General features: G+C 59.8%; 13 protein-coding genes, 1 rRNA gene and 1 pseudogene. 3 read left to right on the top strand and 12 right to left on the bottom strand.

Annotated features, from left to right (window positions below; translation table 11 throughout):
• Positions 1-40: 40 nt before the first annotated feature.
• The 8 genes from RHP75_RS05600 to RHP75_RS05565 all read right to left on the bottom strand — a co-directional run bounded on the left by RHP75_RS05600 (position 41) and on the right by RHP75_RS05565 (position 10,477).
• The gene (locus tag RHP75_RS05600) at positions 41-862 is read right to left on the bottom strand and encodes an energy transducer TonB (protein WP_311090845.1); all 822 of its coding nucleotides are present in this window, start codon (positions 860-862) and stop codon (positions 41-43) included.
• Positions 859-2,406, bottom strand: coding sequence for a 2-isopropylmalate synthase (locus RHP75_RS05595; RefSeq protein ID WP_311090844.1), 1,548 nt, complete (start codon positions 2,404-2,406; stop codon positions 859-861). Before RHP75_RS05595 ends, RHP75_RS05600 begins: the two co-directional genes overlap by 4 nt.
• 303 nt (positions 2,407-2,709) lie before the next feature.
• Positions 2,710-3,954, bottom strand: a complete 1,245-nt coding sequence (locus RHP75_RS05590; protein WP_311090843.1) for a saccharopine dehydrogenase family protein — start codon at positions 3,952-3,954, stop codon at positions 2,710-2,712.
• A 135-nt stretch (positions 3,955-4,089) separates the two neighbouring features.
• Positions 4,090-5,187: a carboxynorspermidine decarboxylase gene (locus RHP75_RS05585; RefSeq protein WP_311090842.1), complete on the bottom strand. Its 1,098-nt coding sequence runs from the start codon at positions 5,185-5,187 to the stop codon at positions 4,090-4,092.
• A gap of 257 nt (positions 5,188-5,444) precedes the next feature.
• A complete protein-coding gene (locus RHP75_RS05580) occupies positions 5,445-7,766 on the bottom strand; it encodes a DUF6160 family protein (protein ID WP_311090841.1) in 2,322 nt (773 codons plus the stop codon).
• An 11-nt stretch (positions 7,767-7,777) separates the two neighbouring features.
• Positions 7,778-8,341: a hypothetical protein gene (locus tag RHP75_RS05575; protein ID WP_311091869.1), complete on the bottom strand. Its 564-nt coding sequence runs from the start codon at positions 8,339-8,341 to the stop codon at positions 7,778-7,780.
• Positions 8,342-8,372: 31 nt separating this feature from the next.
• A complete protein-coding gene (locus RHP75_RS05570; protein ID WP_311090840.1) occupies positions 8,373-9,419 on the bottom strand; it encodes a hypothetical protein in 1,047 nt (348 codons plus the stop codon).
• Between the two features lie 2 nt (positions 9,420-9,421).
• Positions 9,422-10,477, bottom strand: coding sequence for a DUF6160 family protein (locus RHP75_RS05565; protein ID WP_311090838.1), 1,056 nt, complete (start codon positions 10,475-10,477; stop codon positions 9,422-9,424).
• A 287-nt stretch (positions 10,478-10,764) separates the two neighbouring features.
• Here RHP75_RS05565 and mksB point away from each other — a divergent pair, with 287 nt between their 5' ends.
• The 3 genes and pseudogenes from mksB to mksF form a co-directional block, all read left to right on the top strand.
• Positions 10,765-12,012, top strand: a complete 1,248-nt coding sequence (mksB, locus tag RHP75_RS05560; protein ID WP_311090836.1) for an Mks condensin complex protein MksB — start codon at positions 10,765-10,767, stop codon at positions 12,010-12,012.
• A complete protein-coding gene (gene mksE / locus RHP75_RS05555; protein WP_311090835.1) occupies positions 12,009-12,704 on the top strand; it encodes an Mks condensin complex protein MksE in 696 nt (231 codons plus the stop codon). Before mksB ends, mksE begins: the two co-directional genes overlap by 4 nt.
• Positions 12,701-15,551, top strand: a pseudogene (gene mksF / locus RHP75_RS05550) (Mks condensin complex protein MksF); the annotation flags it as partial. The gene mksE and the pseudogene mksF, both read left to right, overlap by 4 nt.
• A gap of 36 nt (positions 15,552-15,587) precedes the next feature.
• Here mksF and RHP75_RS05545 read toward each other — a convergent pair.
• From RHP75_RS05545 to rrf, 4 genes are all read right to left on the bottom strand, one after another.
• A complete protein-coding gene (locus tag RHP75_RS05545) occupies positions 15,588-17,891 on the bottom strand; it encodes an MlaD family protein (RefSeq protein ID WP_311090833.1) in 2,304 nt (767 codons plus the stop codon).
• Entirely contained in the window at positions 17,884-18,507 is a 624-nt protein-coding gene (locus tag RHP75_RS05540) for a paraquat-inducible protein A (protein WP_311090832.1), read from the bottom strand. Before RHP75_RS05540 ends, RHP75_RS05545 begins: the two co-directional genes overlap by 8 nt.
• Entirely contained in the window at positions 18,494-19,153 is a 660-nt protein-coding gene (locus RHP75_RS05535) for a paraquat-inducible protein A (RefSeq protein WP_311090831.1), read from the bottom strand. The genes RHP75_RS05540 and RHP75_RS05535 overlap by 14 nt, the downstream gene beginning before the upstream one ends.
• Before the next feature lie 145 nt (positions 19,154-19,298).
• Positions 19,299-19,414: ribosomal RNA gene (gene rrf / locus RHP75_RS05530) — 5S ribosomal RNA — on the bottom strand.
• Positions 19,415-19,514: the final 100 nt, after the last annotated feature.

Below are 19,514 nucleotides of genomic sequence, written 5' to 3'. Positions count from 1 at the left end.
AAACGGTAGAAACCCAGCCAAGCGGCCGGGAAAGAAGTCTTCAATTGGCAGCCAACCAGCGCTGACGCACGCGGCGCATGGCTTGCCACAGCTCACGCTTGCGTTCTGGCTCATCCATCAGCAGTTCCAGGCCCGGCAGCGCCCAGGCAGCGCCCGGGCCCTCTACTTGCAGCTCGCGGTTGTAGGCGTCGGCAGTGGCTTCCCCGGCAAAACGAATCGCCGGCAGCCCCACCAGCCATAGGCAGCTGCACGGCTCCTGCTCTTCCAGCCGCGCGCCGACAAAACTCTGCACATATTCCAGCGCCGCTTGCGGCCCCTGGTCGATCTGCCCGCGCACCAGCAGCGGCCAGCGCACCGGCTCGCCAATCAGCTGCGGACTGTCCGGCAGGCCGGCGGCACGCAGCAGATCCTTGAGCAGCAGATACGCCGGATCGCGCCCTTGCAGTGGCTCACCGGTGGGCAATTCGACCAGTACTGCACAGGCGCCAGCACGCAGCAATTGCAGGGCAAAACGGGGTGGTGCGACGGGCGTTGGCTGGGACGTGACCTGCGTTTCTGCGTCGACTGTAGCCGGCTCCACCTTGGCCATGCGCCCCTGAGGCGCCGGACGCGGTACTTCGATCTTGGGGCGGGTAACTGACGCGAAAACGGCGGTTTCGGTACGCGGCGGCTCATAGGCCGGCGCAGCTTCAGCCACCGCCTGTGGCACGGCAGCGGCTACCTCCTGCTCAGGCTCGACCTCAACCAGCGGTTGCAGCAGTTCCGGGCGCGAAGGCGCGGCAAACGGTAACTCCACACGCGGCAGCCAGTTGGCCACCTGCATGGCGCTCAGGTAGGCACGGCGGCGCAGTTCTGCAATCAAACGTCAGCCGCCTGTGGGTGCGCTTTCTGCCCGGCCTGCATCAGGTTCAGCGCATTGATATAGGCCTTGGCCGAGGCCACCAGAATGTCGGTGTCCGCGCCGTTGCCGTTGACGATGCGCCCGCCCTTTTCCAGCCGCACAGTCACTTCACCCTGCGAGTCGGTGCCCTGGGTGATGGCGTTGACCGAATACAGCTGCAAAGTGGCCTCGGAACTGGCAATCGCCTCGATGGCCCGGAAGGTTGCGTCCACCGGACCGGACCCCAGGGCATTACCACCGTGCTCGGCCCCCGCAACGCTCACCACCACTTGCGCCTGCGGCACTTCGCCGGTTTTGCTCGCCACCTCCAGGGTGATCAGCTTGAAGTGCTCCGGTGCTTCTTCGGCCAGGGTGTCGGACACCAGGGCTTGCAGGTCTTCATCAAAGATTTCCTGCTTCTTGTCGGCCAAGTCTTTGAAACGGGCGAACGCAGCGTTCAACTCAGCCTCGCCTGCCAGCACGATCCCCAGCTCGTCCAGACGCGAACGGAAGGCGTTGCGCCCGGACAACTTGCCCAGCGACAGCTTGTTGGTGTGCCAGCCCACTGACTGGGCAGACATGATTTCGTAGGTTTCGCGGTGCTTGAGTACGCCGTCCTGGTGAATACCGGACTCGTGGGCAAAGGCATTGGCGCCGACAATGGCCTTGTTCGGCTGCACTGGAAAACCGGTGATGCCCGAGACCATGCGCGAAGTGCTGAGGATGTGCGGAGTATCGATACGCGTGTGCACGCCGAGCAAGTCTTCACGGGTCTTGATCGCCATAACGATCTCTTCCAGCGCGGCATTACCGGCGCGCTCACCAAGGCCGTTGATGGTGCACTCAACCTGACGGGCACCCGCCACCACAGCCGCTAGTGAGTTGGCCACGGCCAAGCCTAGGTCATTGTGGCAATGCACGGAGAACACCGCTTTATCGGCGTTGGGCACACGGTTGAGCAGCTGGCGGATGGTCTCGGCGTACTGATGCGGAATGGCATAGCCAACCGTATCGGGAATATTGATGGTGCGCGCACCGGCATCGATGGCCGCTTCAATAATGCGGCAGAGGAAATCGAGTTCGGACCGACCGGCGTCCTCGCAGGAGAACTCCACGTCGCTGCACAGGTTGCGCGCGCGTTTGATCGCATGCACGGCCTGCTCGACGACCTGATCCGGCTGCATGCGCAGTTTGTGTTGCATATGAATCGGGCTGGTGGCGATAAAAGTGTGGATACGCCCGCTGTTGGCACCCTTGAGTGCTTCGGCGGCGCGGTCGATGTCCGCATCCAGAGCCCGCGACAGGCTGCACACGGTGCTGTCCTTGATGCTGTCGGCAATCGCCTTGACCGCCGCAAAGTCGCCCGGGCTGGCGATGGCAAAGCCGGCTTCGATCACATCAACCCGCAGACGCTCAAGGGCCTTGGCGATGCGCAGCTTTTCTTCACCGGTCATCGACGCGCCGGGGCTCTGCTCGCCGTCACGCAGGGTGGTATCGAAAATAATGACGCGATCGTTGCTGCTCATGCTGGTGTCCTCACGGAGTCGCCGTAGCACGCACCCGACGTTGGGGCGCGTGTCGATAAGGGCTGATTGTCGCGTGAAATGCCACGGGCGGGAAGCGCGGCGCGCATGGATGCCACGTCGCGGCTAAAACGGGATGCCGCCCAGCCTCTCACACAGGTTGATCGCATAAACCGGCACGTAGGGTGGATGTCGCTGTTTACATCCACCATTGCTCGCGAATCGAACTCCAGATAGCAAAACGCCCACCAAAATGGCGGGCGTTAGGCGGATTGAGCGAGCTAGAGCACCGCTAGATAAGACCGATCAAAGCGCCTGATCCCACGGACGATCACCGTGCTGATCTTTGATGCGAGTCGGCAGACCCATGACATCGAGCAGCTTGAGGAACGGTTCGGCCGGCAGCTCTTCAACGTTGGCCATGCGCGCCACATCCCAATCGCCACGCGCCACCAGCAGCGCTGCCGCGACCGGCGGTACGCCCGCAGTGTAGGAAATGCCCTGGCTGTCGGTCTCGACATAGGCGTCCTTGTGGTCGGCGACGTTGTAGATAAACAGCTCAGCCGGCTTGCCGTCTTTGGTGCCTTTGACCAAGTCACCAATGCAGGTCTTGCCGCTGTAGCCCGGCGCCAGCGAGGACGGATCGGGCAGAACGGCCTTGACCACTTTCAGCGGCACAACTTCAAGGCCTTCGGCGGTTTTTACCGGTTGTTCGGAGAGCAGGCCGAGGTTTTTCAGCACGGTAAACACATTGATGTAGTGCTCACCGAAGCTCATCCAGAAACGCACGTTGGGCACGTTCAGGTGTTTGGATAGGGAATGCACTTCGTCATGCCCGGTCAGGTACAAATTCTGTTCGCCGACTACCGGCAGGTCGTCGGTGCGTTTGACTTCAAACATTGTGTTGCTGGTCCACTGGCTGTTCTGCCAGCTCCAGACTTGGCCGGTGAATTCACGGAAATTGATTTCCGGATCGAAATTGGTGGCGAAGTACTTGCCGTGGGAACCGGCGTTGACGTCGAGGATGTCGATCGACTCGATGCTGTCGAAGTACTGTTGCTGCGCCAGTGCAGCGTAGGCATTGACCACGCCCGGGTCGAAACCGACGCCGAGGATGGCAGTCACGCCTTTTTCCTGGCATTCGGCCAGGTGCTTCCACTCGTAGTTACCGTACCAAGGCGGCGTTTCGCAAATCTTGCCCGGTTCTTCGTGGATGGCGGTGTCAAGGTAGGCGGCGCCGGTCTCGATGCAGGCGCGCAGCACCGACATATTGAGGAAGGCCGAACCCACATTGATGACGATCTGCGATTCGGTTTCGCGGATCAGTGCTTTGGTTGCTTCAATATCCAGCGCATTGAGGGCAAAGGCCTTGATCTCGGCCGGCTGTTTCAAACTGCCCTTGGCGTTAACGCTGTCGATGATGGCCTGGCATTTGGAGATGTTGCGCGACGCGATAGCAATGCGACCCAATTCGTCGTTGTGCTGCGCGCACTTGTGGGCCACCACCTTGGCGACACCTCCTGCACCAATGATCAGAACGTTCTTCTTCAATTGTTTCACCTCCTGGGTACTGCGTTTAAGAGACAGGTGTTGCGGGTTTAAAACAGATAGGGTGGACGGCGCTTGACTCGCCCCCCCTTCAGTCATCACGCGGGTGGATGAGAAAAGCACCATCCACCCTACGGATCAGCTCAGGCTCGACAGGTAATCGTCAAAGCCAAATTCGCGCACCACTTCGACGCTGCCGTCGAGTTGCTTGACCGCGATGGACGGCATTTTCAGGCCGTTGAACCAGTTCTTCTTGACCATGGTGTAACCGGCGGCGTCGATAAACGACAGGCGATCGCCGATGGCCAGCGGTTTGTCGAACTGATATTCACCAAAGATGTCACCGGCCAGGCAGGACTTGCCGCACACCATGTAGGTGTATTCACCGCTGCAGGGTTCCATCTTGGCGTTGAGGCGGTAGATCAGCAGGTCGAGCATGTGTGCTTCGATCGAGCTGTCGACCACGGCCAGGTGCTTGCCGTTGTACAGGGTGTCGAGCACCGTGACTTCCAAAGAGGAACTCAGGGTGATGGCCGCTTCGCCGGGCTCCAGATACACCTGCACGCCGAAACGCTCGGAGAAGGCCTTCAGCCGCGCGCAGAACTTATCCAGCGGATAGCCCTCACCGGTGAAGTGAATGCCTCCGCCGAGGCTGACCCACTCCACCTGCTCCAGCAGATGACCGAAGCGCTCTTCGATGGTGCTCAGCATCTGGTCGAACAGCTCGAAGCTGCCGTTCTCGCAGTTGTTGTGGAACATAAAGCCGCTGATCTTATCCATCACCGCGGCGATCTTTTCCGGATCCCACTCGCCCAGGCGGCTGAACGGGCGCGCCGGGTCGGCCAGCAGGTAGTCGGAGCTGCTCACCTGGGGATTGACCCGCAGGCCGCGAATGGTGCCTTCGGTCTGCGAGGCAAAGCGCTCGAGCTGGCCGATGGAGTTGAAGATGATCTTGTCGCAGTTGGCGACCATTTCTTCGATCTCGTCATCCGCCCAGGCCACGCTGTAGGCGTGGGTTTCGCCGGCGAACTTCTGCCGACCGAGCTTCAGCTCATAGAGGGACGATGAGGTCGTGCCGTCCATGTATTGCTGCATCAGGTCGAACACCGACCAGGTGGCGAAGCATTTGAGCGCCAGCAGCGCCTTGGCCCCGGAGTGCTCGCGTACGTAGGCAATTTTCTCCAGGTTACCCAAGAGCTTTTGCTTGTCGATGAGGTAGTACGGCGTCTTGATCATCTGCGTGTCTGTGCCCCGAATGCTATGCAAAGTCGGCCGGCAGGCAATCAGCAAAGCTGACCCCTCCCCGAAAAGTGGAGGCGAATTGTGCCGACAACCGGCACATACCGAAAGAGCAGCGGGGATATTTCGTCGATTCAGTGACCATCGGCAACGACTGAGCGGCCAACGTGAAACAACCCACGCGCCGCAGGATGACCAATCAGGATGACAGGGGCATGACGCGTCCCAGCGTTAACGAGCCGGGGTTATGCCGATCAATTGATCGGCGTGGCCGTCAGGTTGGCACGAATATCGGCGTTCTGCAGCTTGACCCCATACATTGAAGTCACGGCACCGCCAGTGGGATGGACGTTCTGAATCCGGTCAATGTTCACTTCCTTGAAGTGCACCCGACCATTGACCGCAAAGCCGAGCGGGTCAGGGCTGACCGGCGTACAACCGGAAGCTGACTTGCTACACACCTTGGTCGGTGCCACGTCCAGGTTGAGGTCTACGTTGAAGCCGTAGTCGTTGGCGTTAGGATTCGTTGGGTTGCCGTCGGAGGTATGGAAGTTGTCCACCACCAGTTGGCTGCCAGTGCCGTTGGCCCCGTTGACTCGTCCGGTTTCAATGATGATCTGATTGCGCTTCTCGTTATTCGACACGCTATTGGCCGGGTTACCGGAGCCATCACGAACGAACACATTCTTCAGCTTGACCGAGATGCCTTCGTCGCCCCGGTCCTCCCAGCGCCCGCCGCTGGCCACACATGCCGCTGACGTGCCACCGCTACCGCCAACGCACAACGCACCAGCACCACCCGAATTGATGGCCAGAGTCGAACCTTGCTCATAGCGCTTAAGCACCAGACGGCCAATGCTGCTGCCGGTTTGCCGGTCGCCCCAGCGCACGTCGTTCACATCCAGCTTGGACCAGTACGTGCCTTTACGCAGTTCCACGCCGTTAGTGCTGATGTCCAGCGAGCCTTCGCGGTAATGCATGTCATAGCTGCTGCCTGAGAGCCATAGGCCACGACCGTTTTCATCCACGGTAATCGCCGCATTCGCCTCGGTGATATAGAAGTCGGCGTTGTAGCGCAGCCCATCACCCACAGCACCACCCGCGCGCAGAGTGACCTGACCATTGAGGGTGAAATCGTAGGCCGGGAAAATTTCCATCAGCACCAGCAACTCGGTTCCGCCCTGTAGCGGCGCATCAGCCGTCCCCACCCGCAGACCATCGAAGCTGTAGCTGCCGACCACATTCTTGAAACCCAGGCGCATGCCATCGAAATGACCGTTGTAGCCGCCGCTGTTTATATCGCTGTTGGTGCCGGCATAGCAGCTCGCGCTCACACCGGCGGCGCAGCTCTTGGTCAGATCAAAGGTAAACTGACCGGTACCGTGGGTACGCAGGCCGCTGAACCACATGGTGTTGCCGTTATCGGTGAGTGCCAGCGAGCTGTTGACCATATTCCAGCTGAGGTCGGCGCTGATGCCTTTCTGCCCGGAGTTGGGGTCGCCGCCCGGGCGCAGTTTCAACCAGTTCTGCCGCGCACCCTGATCGAGAAAATTCAGATCCACCGCCAGGCCGCCGAGTTTCTGATTGCTCGGGTTGCCCATGATCAGACCACCGAGGGTGGCGTTGAACTTGAGGTCCTGAAAGGCGATTTTCGCGTAGCTGCCAGCGCCGTCCTGCTCCAGATCCAGGGTTAAACCAGAGTTACTGATCAAGCTGCCGGCAAAATTCTCGGCACGCAGCACACCTTCGTCCTGATACTGGAACAGGCTGTTGGCGATGGTGATATTCGGCTTGATCCGCAGCCCCTCGCCGCTGGCCCCACCGCCAGCAATGCTGATACTGCCACCCAGGCGCAGGTCCATATCCAGCTTGCCGAAGCTGCGTTGTGCATCCACGTCACGCAGATCGGGAGTACCCGGCGTCACCGCCACACCGACAGTGGGGTCGCCATGGGCCAGATCCAAGCCAATGCCGGCGATCGAGCCGACAAAGCGCGAGGTGCCTAGGTCCAGCTTGATCTCCTGGCCGCTGCCGCCGCTGACGATGTCCAGGTAGGCGTTGTTCAGGTAAGTATCGAACGACAGGCCTTTGACGATCAGGTCAAAGCCATTGTCGCGGTAATAAAAGGTCGCCGCGCTCAACGACAGCTGGCTGTCATCCACGCTGAAACCGCTAACGCCACTGGCCCCGCCGCCACTCAATTTGAGGCTGGCCCCCAGGGTGAAAAACGCGCGAAAAGCACCAAAGCTTTTGCTGCTGCCGGCCAGCTCAATGTTATCGATGCTGAGCACCTGAGCACTGCCGCTATGCTGCACCTGCAGCTGATTACCCACGACATCCAGCGTGGTGGTCGAGCTGCTACCCGCCGTTTGCGGCGTGCCACTGACACCATTGAGGCTGAGGGTCTGACCATCCTGTTTGTAATCAATACTGCCCGCCGACCAGCCAGCGCCTGTGGTTTGCAGGCTGATGCCGTCACGCCCGCTGACGGATGACAGCGCCTGATCATCCAGTGCCTGCATGGCCTGTGTCAGTGGACTCAGAAGTGCGAGCAACAACAGCGAATAACGGTGCATGGCCCTGCTCCTCAATTCTGCGGAAAGATCAGCACGTTGCCCTGCATACGGATGGTGCCGTCGATCTTCGCCGAGAAGATATTGGTCTGCTGGTAGGACGGATTCCCGCCATTGGCCACGCTCAGGGACTTGTTCTGCCAGCCGCCCTGATTGGCTACACCAAAGGCAAAACTGCCGTCCTTGAACTTCACCTCGTTGGGCAAGCCGAACTCCAGCACATCCTGATTGAACGCAGCACCGTCACCATTGAAACCGCTGTTGATGGTGCGCGTACGCAGAGTCAGGCCCTCAAAGCTGAACACGCCCTTGAGGTTATCCAGCACATACCAGCCGCCTTCCGCCTCGGAGCGGATCGCCACACGCATGCCACAGTTTTCCGGCGTCGTAGCGCCCGCATTGGCGCAGCTACGCTGGCTGGCTGTCCAGGTGCTGGGGTTGTTGCTGACCGGCTTGCTCCACAGCACGCCGCCATCCTTGTTGATACTGAACTCACCGGACAGGTACACCCCACCCTGGCCATTCATGCGGCTCAGGGTGTCATCATCCAACGCCTGCATTTCGGCCAAGGCCGGCATGGCGAGCAGCGCGCTGATGGCTAACCAGACTTTAGAGGTCACGGCTGGTCACCTTCAGGTAGTTGATGCTGAGCCCCTGGATGGCGTTGTAGCCAAAGTTGTAGCCACCGGTAGAAAAGCTGCCTGTGCCGGCTTTGAGGTTGTCGATCACGATATTGGTGCGTGGGGCGTTGGCATAGAAGTCACTGGCAATCGCATTACGCTCGGCTACCGGACGCGCGCTGCCGTTGGCGGCACGGGTCACCGGATTGGGCAGCTCCAGCACAAATTGACCGTTACTGCTGACATCAAACAGCAACGGCTGGCTCTTGCCGTACCCCAGCGAAATATTGGCGTAGGCATTGCTCAGCGTCAGGGTGCGCGCAGTCTGCTCCTGGGCGGTGGTGCAATTGGTTGTACCGGCAGCGCAGGACATCAGTTGCAGGCTCTTGGCGAACAGATTCACCCGCGCTTCACCGACTAACTGACCGCGCGAATCATCACCCCATAGCCGCAGGTAGCTGCCGTCCATAACCAGTTCGCTGAAATCAAGATTGATGATGTCAGTACGCCCGGCAGCGACCTGGAAGTCGAAGCGAATCCCCAGATCAACTCGCTCAGAAGCACGGCTGGAGCAGTTACTTCCGGCAGCGGCATAGCCGCTGATACAGGCCTGACCGCCAGCACCGGTCAAACGCTCGGGGAACTTGAACTCCAGCACACTGATATTGCTCGGCGTGGTCTGCACCCATTGCCCATCATCACGCAGGGTGCGCAGGGTTTCCCCTTTGGCCAAAGTAATCTCGAAAGGATGATCCAAACGACCAATATTTACCGGATTCAGGTTTGCACCTTTATTACTGCCGGTCGCCCCCAGGTAGAACTCCTTCACCGAAATCGGCACGTTCTGCCCGGAGGCATTGTTGATGTCATTGATGGTGATCACCGCACCGGAGGCATCCAGTAATACACCATCCAGCACGAAGCCAAATCCGGCGCCCTGAACAGCCGAGAGTTCCTGGTCATCCATGGCTTGCAACTCAGCCTGAGCCACACCAGTCAGCAGCATCAACGAAACAACAGCAGTCAGCGCGCGCATGATCAGCACCCCGCAGTGGCTGTGCCCAGGCAGGTGTCCTGCCGGGGAATACCATTGAACGCCTGCTCAAAATCGATATTGATCGGGGCCACCATATTGCCGTTGGCATCACGGTACTTGGGCAGGTTCATAAAGGCCCCTTTCAAGGTATTGATCAGCGCATTGCTATCCATGTCACGCCAGGCCACGTCCTGGGTTTGCATGGAAATAAAGAACCCTTTGGCGGCGCCTTCAATCGCAGCAGTAGAAGCCGAGTCATTGACCGCCATATTGCCAACAGGGAGTGACTGGAATTGCGATAGCGAGAAACAGGTCTGGATACCTAGCAAAGCACAGCCATTTGACTTGAGGATGGCCAGGGCTGCGTCGGAAATACCCGGCAAACAACCGCTAGTACAGTTCAGGCCGTCGCCATTCTTGATCCCAGCCAGACCGGCACGAATGGGGTCTGCAGTCCCGTTGGATGCCACTAACTGAGCATCAGCCTCTAGTATGCTTGTCTCATATATTCCACCCAAAAAAAGTGCCAACTTCTGGCCGGCATTAGCACTGTCATAAACCGCATCAGCAGTACCTTTGATATGAACGGGGATATTGCCCGTCAAGCTCTGAATATCCCCGGACAGAATGCCTTTGGCTTCACCGAAACCAATACGCACCCCCACCACTTTGTTGCCCGAATAGGCCAGTTCCAGAAATGGATTGGCGATCTTGAACGGGTTGATGGTGTCATCGGCATTGACCGTACCCAATGCAAAGTTATTGATCAGCAGGTCAGAGGTGCCCAATGCCTCGCCAGGACGGGTCACCGAATCGTTGTACTGCCCCAGCTGCAACTTCTTCATATTCAGCTGGGTATCGACATTCATGCCGAAATTGACCCGGGTGTAGTTGATCCCGGCGTTGCTATCCGTCGTCAGGTTGATAAAGGCCTGACCGGTCACTTCCGACAGCTCGCTGTCCTCCAGCTCGACCATTCTGGCGTAGGCAGTGCTGCTGATTAATCCAGCACAGATCAAGGCGAGCGCAGTTTTGGCAAAACCAAGGGTCGGACGCATAGCTGATTCCCTGTCGTTCTTATTTGAATGGCAGAGCCCTGCGGACTCCACGCCTTGATTAGCACTATAAAAAGTCGGCCGGCTAAACGTGCCGACCCATAGTCGAGAAATCCCCGAGAATCCGCCCCTACCCCACAGCAGAGCGCCATCACGCTGTTACCCATCACCACAACCAGGGTTACACGCACGCAGGCAACGCGGAACAGACGATGACTGACACTCAAGCCTTGGCCACGGCTTGCAGTACAATCGGCGTTTTTTGCGAAAAGCCCGCGGAGCGGAGCCCGATGATTGATCCCAAGCGCGTACTGCGCGCCCTTGCCGAACACTGGACGTTGCTGGAGCCGCTGTGCGAGCGCTTCGATGCCGGCACCCTGAGCCTGGTGGAGCTGCGCAATCAGCTCGCCGCACAGTTGCCCGAAGGCACGCCAACCGATGTCACCGCCCTGCTCGACCAGTGGATTCGCCTGGATATCATGGTGCCGGTGGCCAAGAGCCCCAATCGTTTCGAGCTGAACGCACAGATTCACGACTTCCTCGCCTACCTGCGCCGTGAACACCGCCTGGGCCTGTGCCTGGAAATCGAAGCCTATTTGCGCCATCTGGAGCGCCTGGCAGGCTATATCAAGGACGCCTTCGAGGTGCGCGACGCCGCCGACCTAGCGCGTCAGCTGCGTTTGCTCGATATGCGCGTGCGCGATGTATTGAAGAAGCTGGCCAACGACGAACAGGCCCTGGTCGCCGTGGCCGATCGGGCCAAGACCAGCGACCGGCAGATTCCGCTGCGTCAGCGCTACGCCGAAGTGCTGGCCACCTGGGACGAATACGTTGAACCGATGATCCAGCTGGTCGCCGCCGACGGCGCCTTCGAGCAAGGCGTCTACCGCGTCGAACATGTGCTGCTGCGCCTGCTTGGCGAACAGCAGCGCCTCGGCCAATTGGTGGATGACGACCTGCTGCTGCGCACCCACGCACGCATTCTGGAAATGCAGACCACCGCCCAACTGACCCTGCGCCGTGCTCGCGAGCTGCTGTTGCCGCTGCGCGAGGAAGCGCGCCGGCATAACGCCGTGACCCGTGGCGCGGCCCTGGCCCTGGCGGCCATTCGCAAGAAGGGCTTGGACGCCGTGCCGCAGGCCTCCTTGCCGCTGTTCAGTCGCCCACAAAGCACCTTTCTCGGCACCGCGTCGCAGGTCGAGGCCTATGTTTACGCCCTGGCCCGGTTCGAGCCGAAGCCGGCGCAGTTCCCCAAGGCCCATGGCAGCCGTAAAGGCGAAGCCCCCCGCGCGCCGCGCACGGCGCGGGAGATGATCGAGCGCTGCGAACAGGCTCTGCCGCTGCCGGATCTGATGGTCTGGCTGCTGGAGCAGGAACCCGAAGGCGCCACCGACGAATTGCTCTACTGGTTCTCGCGCCTGTCCCGCGATGGCCGTTTCCAGCGCGAGCGCCTGGAGCGCCGCGACTACCTCACCCGCGAGCATCAGGTCAGCCTGAGCTCCTTTGCCCTGATCAAGCCGGCCGGGACCACCGTATGAATATCGATCTGAAAGAACTGACCCAGCTCGCCCCGATCTTCCGCGAGCTGTTCAAGGGCTACCACATCAGCCGCAGCAACCCGGAGCTTTACACCCAGCTGGCCGGCCAACAGGACCAGTACCGCGGCCTGTTCAAGGCCCTGGGCTATGAGCTGACCTGCGACAGCCGCGGCTTCTATTATTTCGTGCCCGAACAGATGGGTGCTCAGGTCAACAAGACCGCTCAGCGCCTGGCGCTGTTCACCTTTATTCTGGTCGAGCACCTGGCCGATCAGGGCCGTGACCCGCTGGCCGTACTCGACGGCGGCAGCCTTGGCCGTGACGAGCTGCCCGCCCTACTGGAAAAGTATCGCGACCTGCTCCTCCAGGCCGAAGTCACCACCCAGGAAGAGTTGGAAGAAAAAGTCATGCGCCGCCTGACCCAACTGGGTTTTGCCAGCGAAGACAACGGCATCTACCGCTTCCTCGCGCCGATGCACCGCTTCCTCGATGTGTGTCTCTCGGTGCAACAGGACCGCGACCTGGCCGCCACGCTGCACAGCAGCCTGCCGCTGCCGACGCCGGTGCTGCTGGACGATGAGACCGAAGACGAGATCATCAGCCTCACCGAAGAGCCGACCGAGGAATCCGAAGAAGACGCACTGGCCCGCGCCATGGCCGAAGAACGTGACGCACAGGAGATGGACGCATGAGCCAGGAACGCTACGGCATTCGACGCTTCGCCTTACTGAATACCGCCGGCTACAGCCTCGGCCTGTTCCCGCTGGAAAACCCGCTGTCGGTCTACGGCGCCAACAACCTGGGTAAATCCGCCTCGATCAACGCCCTGCAGTTCCCGATTCTGGCGCGCATGTCGGACATGAGCTTCGGCAAGTACAGCCTGGAGCAATCGCGCAAGTTCTACTTCGCCAGCGACACCAGCTATATCCTCGTCGAAGTCGCCCTGCCCCACGGCCCCCATGTTATCGGCGTGGCCGGGCGCGGTCCGGGCGGCGGTTTCGGCCATCAGTTCTTCGCCTACCAGGGCACCCTGGACCTGGAGCATTACCAGAAAAACGGCACCTGCCTGCGTCAACGCGAGCTGTTCAATAATCTGGAGCGCGAAGGCATTAAGGCCTACGAGCTGAAGCCGGAAGAGCTGCGCCGCCTGCTGGTCGGCGGGCATACCTCAATTCCGCTGGATCTGACCCTGATCCCACTGCGCTCCACCAGCGAACAGAGCCTGAAAACCTTCCGCGCGCTGTTTATCAACCTGCTGCATATGCGCGAAATCACCGCCGCCAAACTCAAGCAACTGTTCCTCGACGCCTTCGAGCACAGCCTGCGCTCAGGCAGCGTCGACTATATCGCCGCCACCGAAGAAGCCTTCCGCGATGTGCGACGCATGGAGCAGGACTATCAGGCGCTGGTTACCGCCGGCCCCTTGATCGAAGCCCTGGCAGCCGGTGTGGCCCAGCGCGAACTGCTGCGCGGCAAGTTGCATCGCCTGTCGCCGCTGCTCGACTCGCTGCTCGGCACCTGGCAGGACTATGCCGGCGCACGCCGCGAGGAACTGGTAATCCAGGCCGAACATTACCGTGGCGAGCAGGACGGCTTGCAACAGGAACAACGTGACGGCACCCAGGAACTGATGCGCATGGAGCGCGAGATCAGCGAAATCCAGCGCTGGCTCGGCGAGCTATCGGTGCTGAAAAACCGCTTCGCCCTGGTCAATGACGCCAAGGTGCTGGAAGAGCAGCTGCTGGCCGCCAAGGATGCTCACGACGAACTGGCCGGCGCCCTGGCGCAGTCGCGGCAGTTCTCCGCCGAGGATCTCGACGAGCGCCTGCGCGATCTGGAAAAACGCCTGAAGTCGGTGAAGCAGCAACTCGAACACGCCGACAACAACAGCTACTCGCGCTTGCGCGAGGAGTTCAGCCAGCAAGACGTCGACCGCTTGATGCGCCTGTTCAATGGCCAACTGTTCAGCCTGCCGCTGGGTGAGAAAGGCATTCAGGTGGCCGACGGCGATGCCTGGGTCAAATCCCTGGAAAGCATTCTCGACCGCTTCAAAGGTGAGCACTTCGAAGTGCCCGGCCTGAGTATCGACCTCAGCCATATCGAGCCGCCGGCTCTGCAGGCCCTGGCCGACCGCGCCGCCTTGCGCGACCAGAAGGACCGCCTGGACCGCGAATACAAACAGCTGAAAACCCAGCAGGCTGTGGCCGCTGACCGCGCTGCGAGCAAGGCCCAGGCTGAGCAGTTCTACCAGGCCGTACTGGATGCGCAGAAAGCCCTGGAAGATTTTCGCAAGAGCCAGACGCTCTCCGTTGAGGAAGCCGGCAAACTGGAGCAGCTGGCCCAGCTGGAAGCCGCCCAGGATGAACTCAAACGCGCCGCCGATGCCTTTACCGAGCGCGTGCAGCAGCTCTCCGCCAAGCTGCAATTGGTCGGCCGTCAGCTCGCCGATCTGGAAGCCAAGGAACGCACCCTGGAAGACGCCCTGCGCCGTCGCCAGCTGCTGCCGGCTAACCTGCCGTTCGGCACGCCGTTTACCGACCCGGTGGATGACAGCCTGGACAACCTGCTGCCGCTGCTCAACGACTACCAGGACGCCTGGCAGGGCCTGCAACGCATCGACGGACAGATCGAGGCGCTATATGCCCAGGTGCGCCTGAAAGGTGTGGCCAAGTTCGACAGCGAAGATGATGTCGAGCGTCGCCTGCACCTGCTGGTCAACGCCTATGCGCACCGCCAGGACGAAGCCATCACCCTGGCCAAGGCGCGCCGCGCGGCGGTCACTGACATCGCCCGTACCCTGCGCAATATCCGTAGCGACTATGACAACCTGGAACACCAGCTGGCGTTGTTCAACCGCGAGATCAACAAGCGTCAGGTGTCCAACCTGGAAAGCTTCCGCATCGTTCTCGCACCGAACAAGGACGCGCTCAAGCATATCGACCAGATCATCCACAGCGCCGGCCAGTACGAAGAAGGCGAAACCCTCTCGGTGTTCGACCTGCAACAGAGCAGCGAACAGGACAGCAAGAACGAGGAGGCCAAGGAATACCTGGCACGTCTGGTCGCCGCCAACCATAACCAGCTGGGCTTGAAGGACCTGTTTGAACTGGCCTTCGAGATCACCAAGTTGCATGGCCAGCCGGTGATCCACACCGACATCGATGGCGCGGCCTCCAACGGCACCACCATGACCATCAAGGCGCTGACCAACATGTACCTGTTGCTGCACCTGATGGACCGCGACCAGGCCGGCAAGGTGCGGCTGCCTTACTACCTGGACGAGGCGGCGGATATCGACGAGAAGAACCAGCAGGCGCTGATCGAAACCAGCCTGCAGTTGGGCTTTGTGCCGATTCTCGCCTCGGTGAAACCGCAGGTTTCGGCCCATGTCGCGATCGACCTGGAAGGCGGCAGCGGGCCGAATGGCATCTATATCGATGAAGCGGATTGGAAATATATCCAGCGCCGCGACAGCGCCAAGAGCAAGGCAGAAACCACAACCGCAGCAACCGAGCCAGCCTAACGCTGGCTCACCCGCCATAAAGCACAAGGGCCGCAATTGCGGCCCTTGTCGGTTACTTCTCCAGCGCGATCTTCGGCGCCCAGCGCAACCATTCTTCCTTGACCTCATCGTGCAGGGCAAAGGTCTGCCCAACTTGCGCCGGGCCGCCCATTTGCGGATTATCCGGGGAGGCAAAGGCAATACCACCTTCCAGCAAAGCCTCCAGCGACTCGGTTCGCACCTTCACGCCACTGAACAGCCCAGCATCCACGCCAATCCCGCTGGCATTCCAGAAACGACTGCCGGTACGCACCAAGGGCGCATAACGCGGCTCGATCAGGATGTGGATCAGCACGCGATCCGAGGTCGGCCCCAGTTCAAAGTCGGTGACCTTGCCCACCGGCACTTCGCGGTAACTGACCACCACACCCGGTTTGATCGAACCACGCCGCGCCGCACTCAACACCAAACGCAGACCTTGCTCACGGGCGCTGGCTTTAGGCGGTGCTGCGGCAGCCGTAAAGTTAACCTGTGCAGCGCCCTTCTGATTCGAGGGCTGCACTTCCAGATACTGGCCGGTGACCAGCGTTTCCAGATTGGCAGCGCGGGTCAGGCTGACCTCGGGTTTGACCACCCAGAACTGCGTACCGACCCGAGCGATCTGCTGAGTCGCCTGGGTGATCCGCGCATACAGAATCACCGCCTGCAGATCATCGGTGAGCTCAATGCGTTCAACTTTGCCAACGTCCAGGCCCTTGTAGCGAATCGCCGTACCGGGGCTGAGACCGTCGCCACTGGGTACGCGAATAGTCAGCTCAACGCCTTTCTGCAGCGCCACTTCCTGGCTGCTGTGCAGGCTGAAGCGTTCGACCCGTTTATTGCCTTTGGGCGCATTAAGATTCGGTGTTTCAAAGGCAATGCCACCTGCCAACAAGGTCTGCAGTGATTCGCTCTTGACCTCAACGCCGGACAGTCCACCCTTCAGCGTAATGCCGCTGGCATTCCAGAAGCGCGTGCTGCTGTTCACCAGATGCGCATGCTCAGGCTCGATGTGCACGCCGAAGGCCACTTGCTTGTCATCACGCGACAGCTGAACACTCTGCACCGTGCCGACCTTGACCTGCTTGAACAAGATCGGGCTACCGACCTCCAGAGAACCGCGTGTGTCGCTGAACAACACCAGATGCAAACCCGGCGCTGACAGATCGAGCGGCGGAGCTTTGGCTCTAGCGACAAAATCACGCAGCGGTGGATTGCCGGCGTCACCCGGCCGGATGGCGATGTAGTTGCCCTTGACCAGCGCTTCAAGCCCGGTTATCCCAGCCAGGGAAATCGATGGTTTGACCACCCAGAAATCGGTCCCTTCAACCAGGTAGTCTTCGGTGCGTGGGTCGAGCATCAACTCCACCTGCGCACCACTGAGATCCTGATCAACCTTGAAGGTCTTCATATGGCCGACCTGGATGCCCTTGTACATAACCGGCGTACGGCCCGGCTCCAGCCCATCGAACTCATGCAGCTTGAGCGACACGCGGATACCCGCCTGGGCGCTGTCGAAGTCTTCATACAGACGAAACGGCAGGCTCGGGTCTGTCGGCGGGCTATCTTTGCGGTGCTCGGGCGTAGCGAAGGCAATCCCGCCCGCGACAATGCTCGCCAAAGACTCGGTGCGTACTTTCACTCCAGATAAACCGGCATCGATAGAGACGCCGCTGGCATTCCAGAAACGCGTGTGTTTACGCACCAGAGAGGCAAACTGCGGTTCGATGAATACCTTAACTTCGATCAGATTTTGATCTTCAAGCAGGGCATAACTCTTCACCCGGCCCACTTGGATTTGCTTGTAAAACACCGGGCTGTCGCGGTTGAGCGAGCCAAGTCGTTCGGCCTTAAGAGTCAGGTGCAAACCAGGCTCGGTATCGGCCAAAGGCGGCGGCTCGGTCAGCGCGGTGAATTTACGTGTAGGCTCGCCATCACCTGGGCTGGCGGTGATGTAATTACCCGACACCAGGGTTTCCAGCCCCGTGATACCGGCCAGCGAAACGCTCGGTTTGACCAGCCAGAAGCGCGTATTAGTACGAAGGTGCTGCTCAACTCGCTTGTCCATCTCCAGGGTGGCGCGCACACCGCGCCGCTCGCCGCTGTCATCCAGCTCCAGGGCTCTGACCTTACCGATCGGCATGCCCTTGAAGATGACCTCAGTCTTACCCGGCTGAATGCCATCACCGCTGGCAAACATCACCTGGATCTCGATACCGGCTTCGTTGTAGGCACGCCAACCCAGCCAGCCACCGATCAACAGTGCTATCAGTGGCAATACCCAAATAGCCGACCAATTTGAAGCTGGGCGCGCTTTAGCCAACGGCAAATCATTCATGGTGGTCGTCCGAGTCCGTGTTATCCCAAATCAAGCGGGGGTCAAAGGTTAAAGCGGCCAGCATGGTCAACACCACCACACTGGCAAACGCGGTAGCGCCATAGCCGGGAACGATACTCGCCAAACTGCCGAAGTTGACTACCGCCACCAATATCGCGATGACGAAAATATCCAGCATCGACCAGCGCCCGATCCATTCAATAAAGCGGTACATCAACACGCGCTGACGCGCTGACATCGGCTGATGTCGCTGTACTGAGTACAGCAGTAGAGCAATACCGACCAATTTGAAGGTCGGCACCACAATGCTGGCGATAAACACCACCGCGGCAATCGGCAGCATGCCGTAGTTCACCAATTCGATAACCCCCGACATGATGGTGTCGGACTGCCCCTTGCCAAGCGAGTTAACCGTCATGATCGGCAACAGGTTGGCCGGGATATACAGCACCGCCGCCGTGAGCAATAACGCCCAGGTACGCACCAGACTGTTGGGACGACGCGCATGCAAGTGTCCGCCGCAGCGCGCGCAGAATTGCTTGTCGCTGCCCGGCTGCTGTGGATTGAGTTGATGACATTCATGGCAAATCAACAACCCAGCATCAATCGCCCGCATGCGCATCCTCCCCCGACAAAGCTTCCCAGATCTGATGGGGCGACATCGTCACCTCCAGCCAGACCTGAACCAATAACAGCGCGACAAAACACAGCAGCCCCAGACCAATGCTCAACTCGGCCAGATCGACCAGCTTCACAATCGCGACCAGGATGCCCATCAGGTAGACCTCAAGCATGCCCCACTCGCGCATATGGTGATAAATGCGATAAAGCAGTAGGCCATAACTACGACCGATATCCAGTCGGATGGTCAGCAACACGGCAAACTGGCACAACAGCTTGAGCAGTGGCACCGCCATGCTGCAGAGAAACACAACCACGGCCACGCTCTGCATGCCGCTGTTATACAGGCCGAGTACGCCCGTCCAGACGGTATCCTCAGTCGCCTGCCCGAGCAGGTTGAGCTGCATGATCGGCAGAAAATTGGCGGGGATATACAACAACAAAGCCGCAATCACCAACGCCATACTGCGGCGCACGACCTGTGCACGATGGGTGTACAACTCATAACCACAGCGTGGGCATTCGACCCGCTCACCTGCAGCAGCTTCAGGCTTACGCAGCAACAGATCGCACTCATGACAGGCAATCAGCTGCTTAAGCTCAAGTTCGGAAAGTGGTTCAGAACGTGCCGGTCCGGCCATAGAAGAACCCTGATAAAAGTACGCTTAGGCATCATAACCACGCGCTGTTTAGTTGCCTATCAAAGGCGCACCTGCGCCTGACTTGTTTTCGCGGCGCAAAATAAAACCCCCGATCAGTTACCTGATCGGGGGTTTTGGTATAGGTGCTTGACGATGACCTACTCTCACATGGGGAAACCCCACACTACCATCGGCGATGCATCGTTTCACTTCTGAGTTCGGGATGGGATCAGGTGGTTCCAATGCTCTATGGTCGTCAAGCGATTCAGCTGAGATGTCGCGCTGCTTTCGCGGCTCGCTACCTCGAATTGGGTATGTGATGTGTTTTGTAGTTGTGCAAATTTTCGGCTGTTGCAGTCTT

The organism is Pseudomonas sp. SG20056 (assembly GCF_031764535.1).
GTDB lineage: Bacteria > Pseudomonadota > Gammaproteobacteria > Pseudomonadales > Pseudomonadaceae > Aquipseudomonas.
The sequence above is the reverse complement of the archived record's forward strand: the minus strand, read 5'-3'. Positions and strand labels throughout refer to the sequence as shown.

What these genes read in the sequence shown, in the direction of transcription:
- RHP75_RS05595 (WP_311090844.1), bottom strand. Translation starts at nt 2,406, where the DNA reads ATGAGCAGCAACGATCGCGTCATTATTTTCGATACCACCCTGCGTGAC.
- RHP75_RS05585 (WP_311090842.1), bottom strand. Translation starts at nt 5,187, where the DNA reads ATGATCAAGACGCCGTACTACCTCATCGACAAGCAAAAGCTCTTGGGT.
- RHP75_RS05580 (WP_311090841.1), bottom strand. Translation starts at nt 7,766, where the DNA reads ATGCACCGTTATTCGCTGTTGTTGCTCGCACTTCTGAGTCCACTGACA.
- RHP75_RS05575 (WP_311091869.1), bottom strand. Translation starts at nt 8,341, where the DNA reads ATGCCGGCCTTGGCCGAAATGCAGGCGTTGGATGATGACACCCTGAGC.
- RHP75_RS05570 (WP_311090840.1), bottom strand. Translation starts at nt 9,419, where the DNA reads ATGCGCGCGCTGACTGCTGTTGTTTCGTTGATGCTGCTGACTGGTGTG.
- RHP75_RS05565 (WP_311090838.1), bottom strand. Translation starts at nt 10,477, where the DNA reads ATGCGTCCGACCCTTGGTTTTGCCAAAACTGCGCTCGCCTTGATCTGT.
- mksB (WP_311090836.1), top strand. Translation starts at nt 10,765, where the DNA reads ATGATTGATCCCAAGCGCGTACTGCGCGCCCTTGCCGAACACTGGACG.
- mksE (WP_311090835.1), top strand. Translation starts at nt 12,009, where the DNA reads ATGAATATCGATCTGAAAGAACTGACCCAGCTCGCCCCGATCTTCCGC.
- RHP75_RS05545 (WP_311090833.1), bottom strand. Translation starts at nt 17,891, where the DNA reads ATGAATGATTTGCCGTTGGCTAAAGCGCGCCCAGCTTCAAATTGGTCG.
- RHP75_RS05540 (WP_311090832.1), bottom strand. Translation starts at nt 18,507, where the DNA reads ATGCGGGCGATTGATGCTGGGTTGTTGATTTGCCATGAATGTCATCAA.
- RHP75_RS05535 (WP_311090831.1), bottom strand. Translation starts at nt 19,153, where the DNA reads ATGGCCGGACCGGCACGTTCTGAACCACTTTCCGAACTTGAGCTTAAG.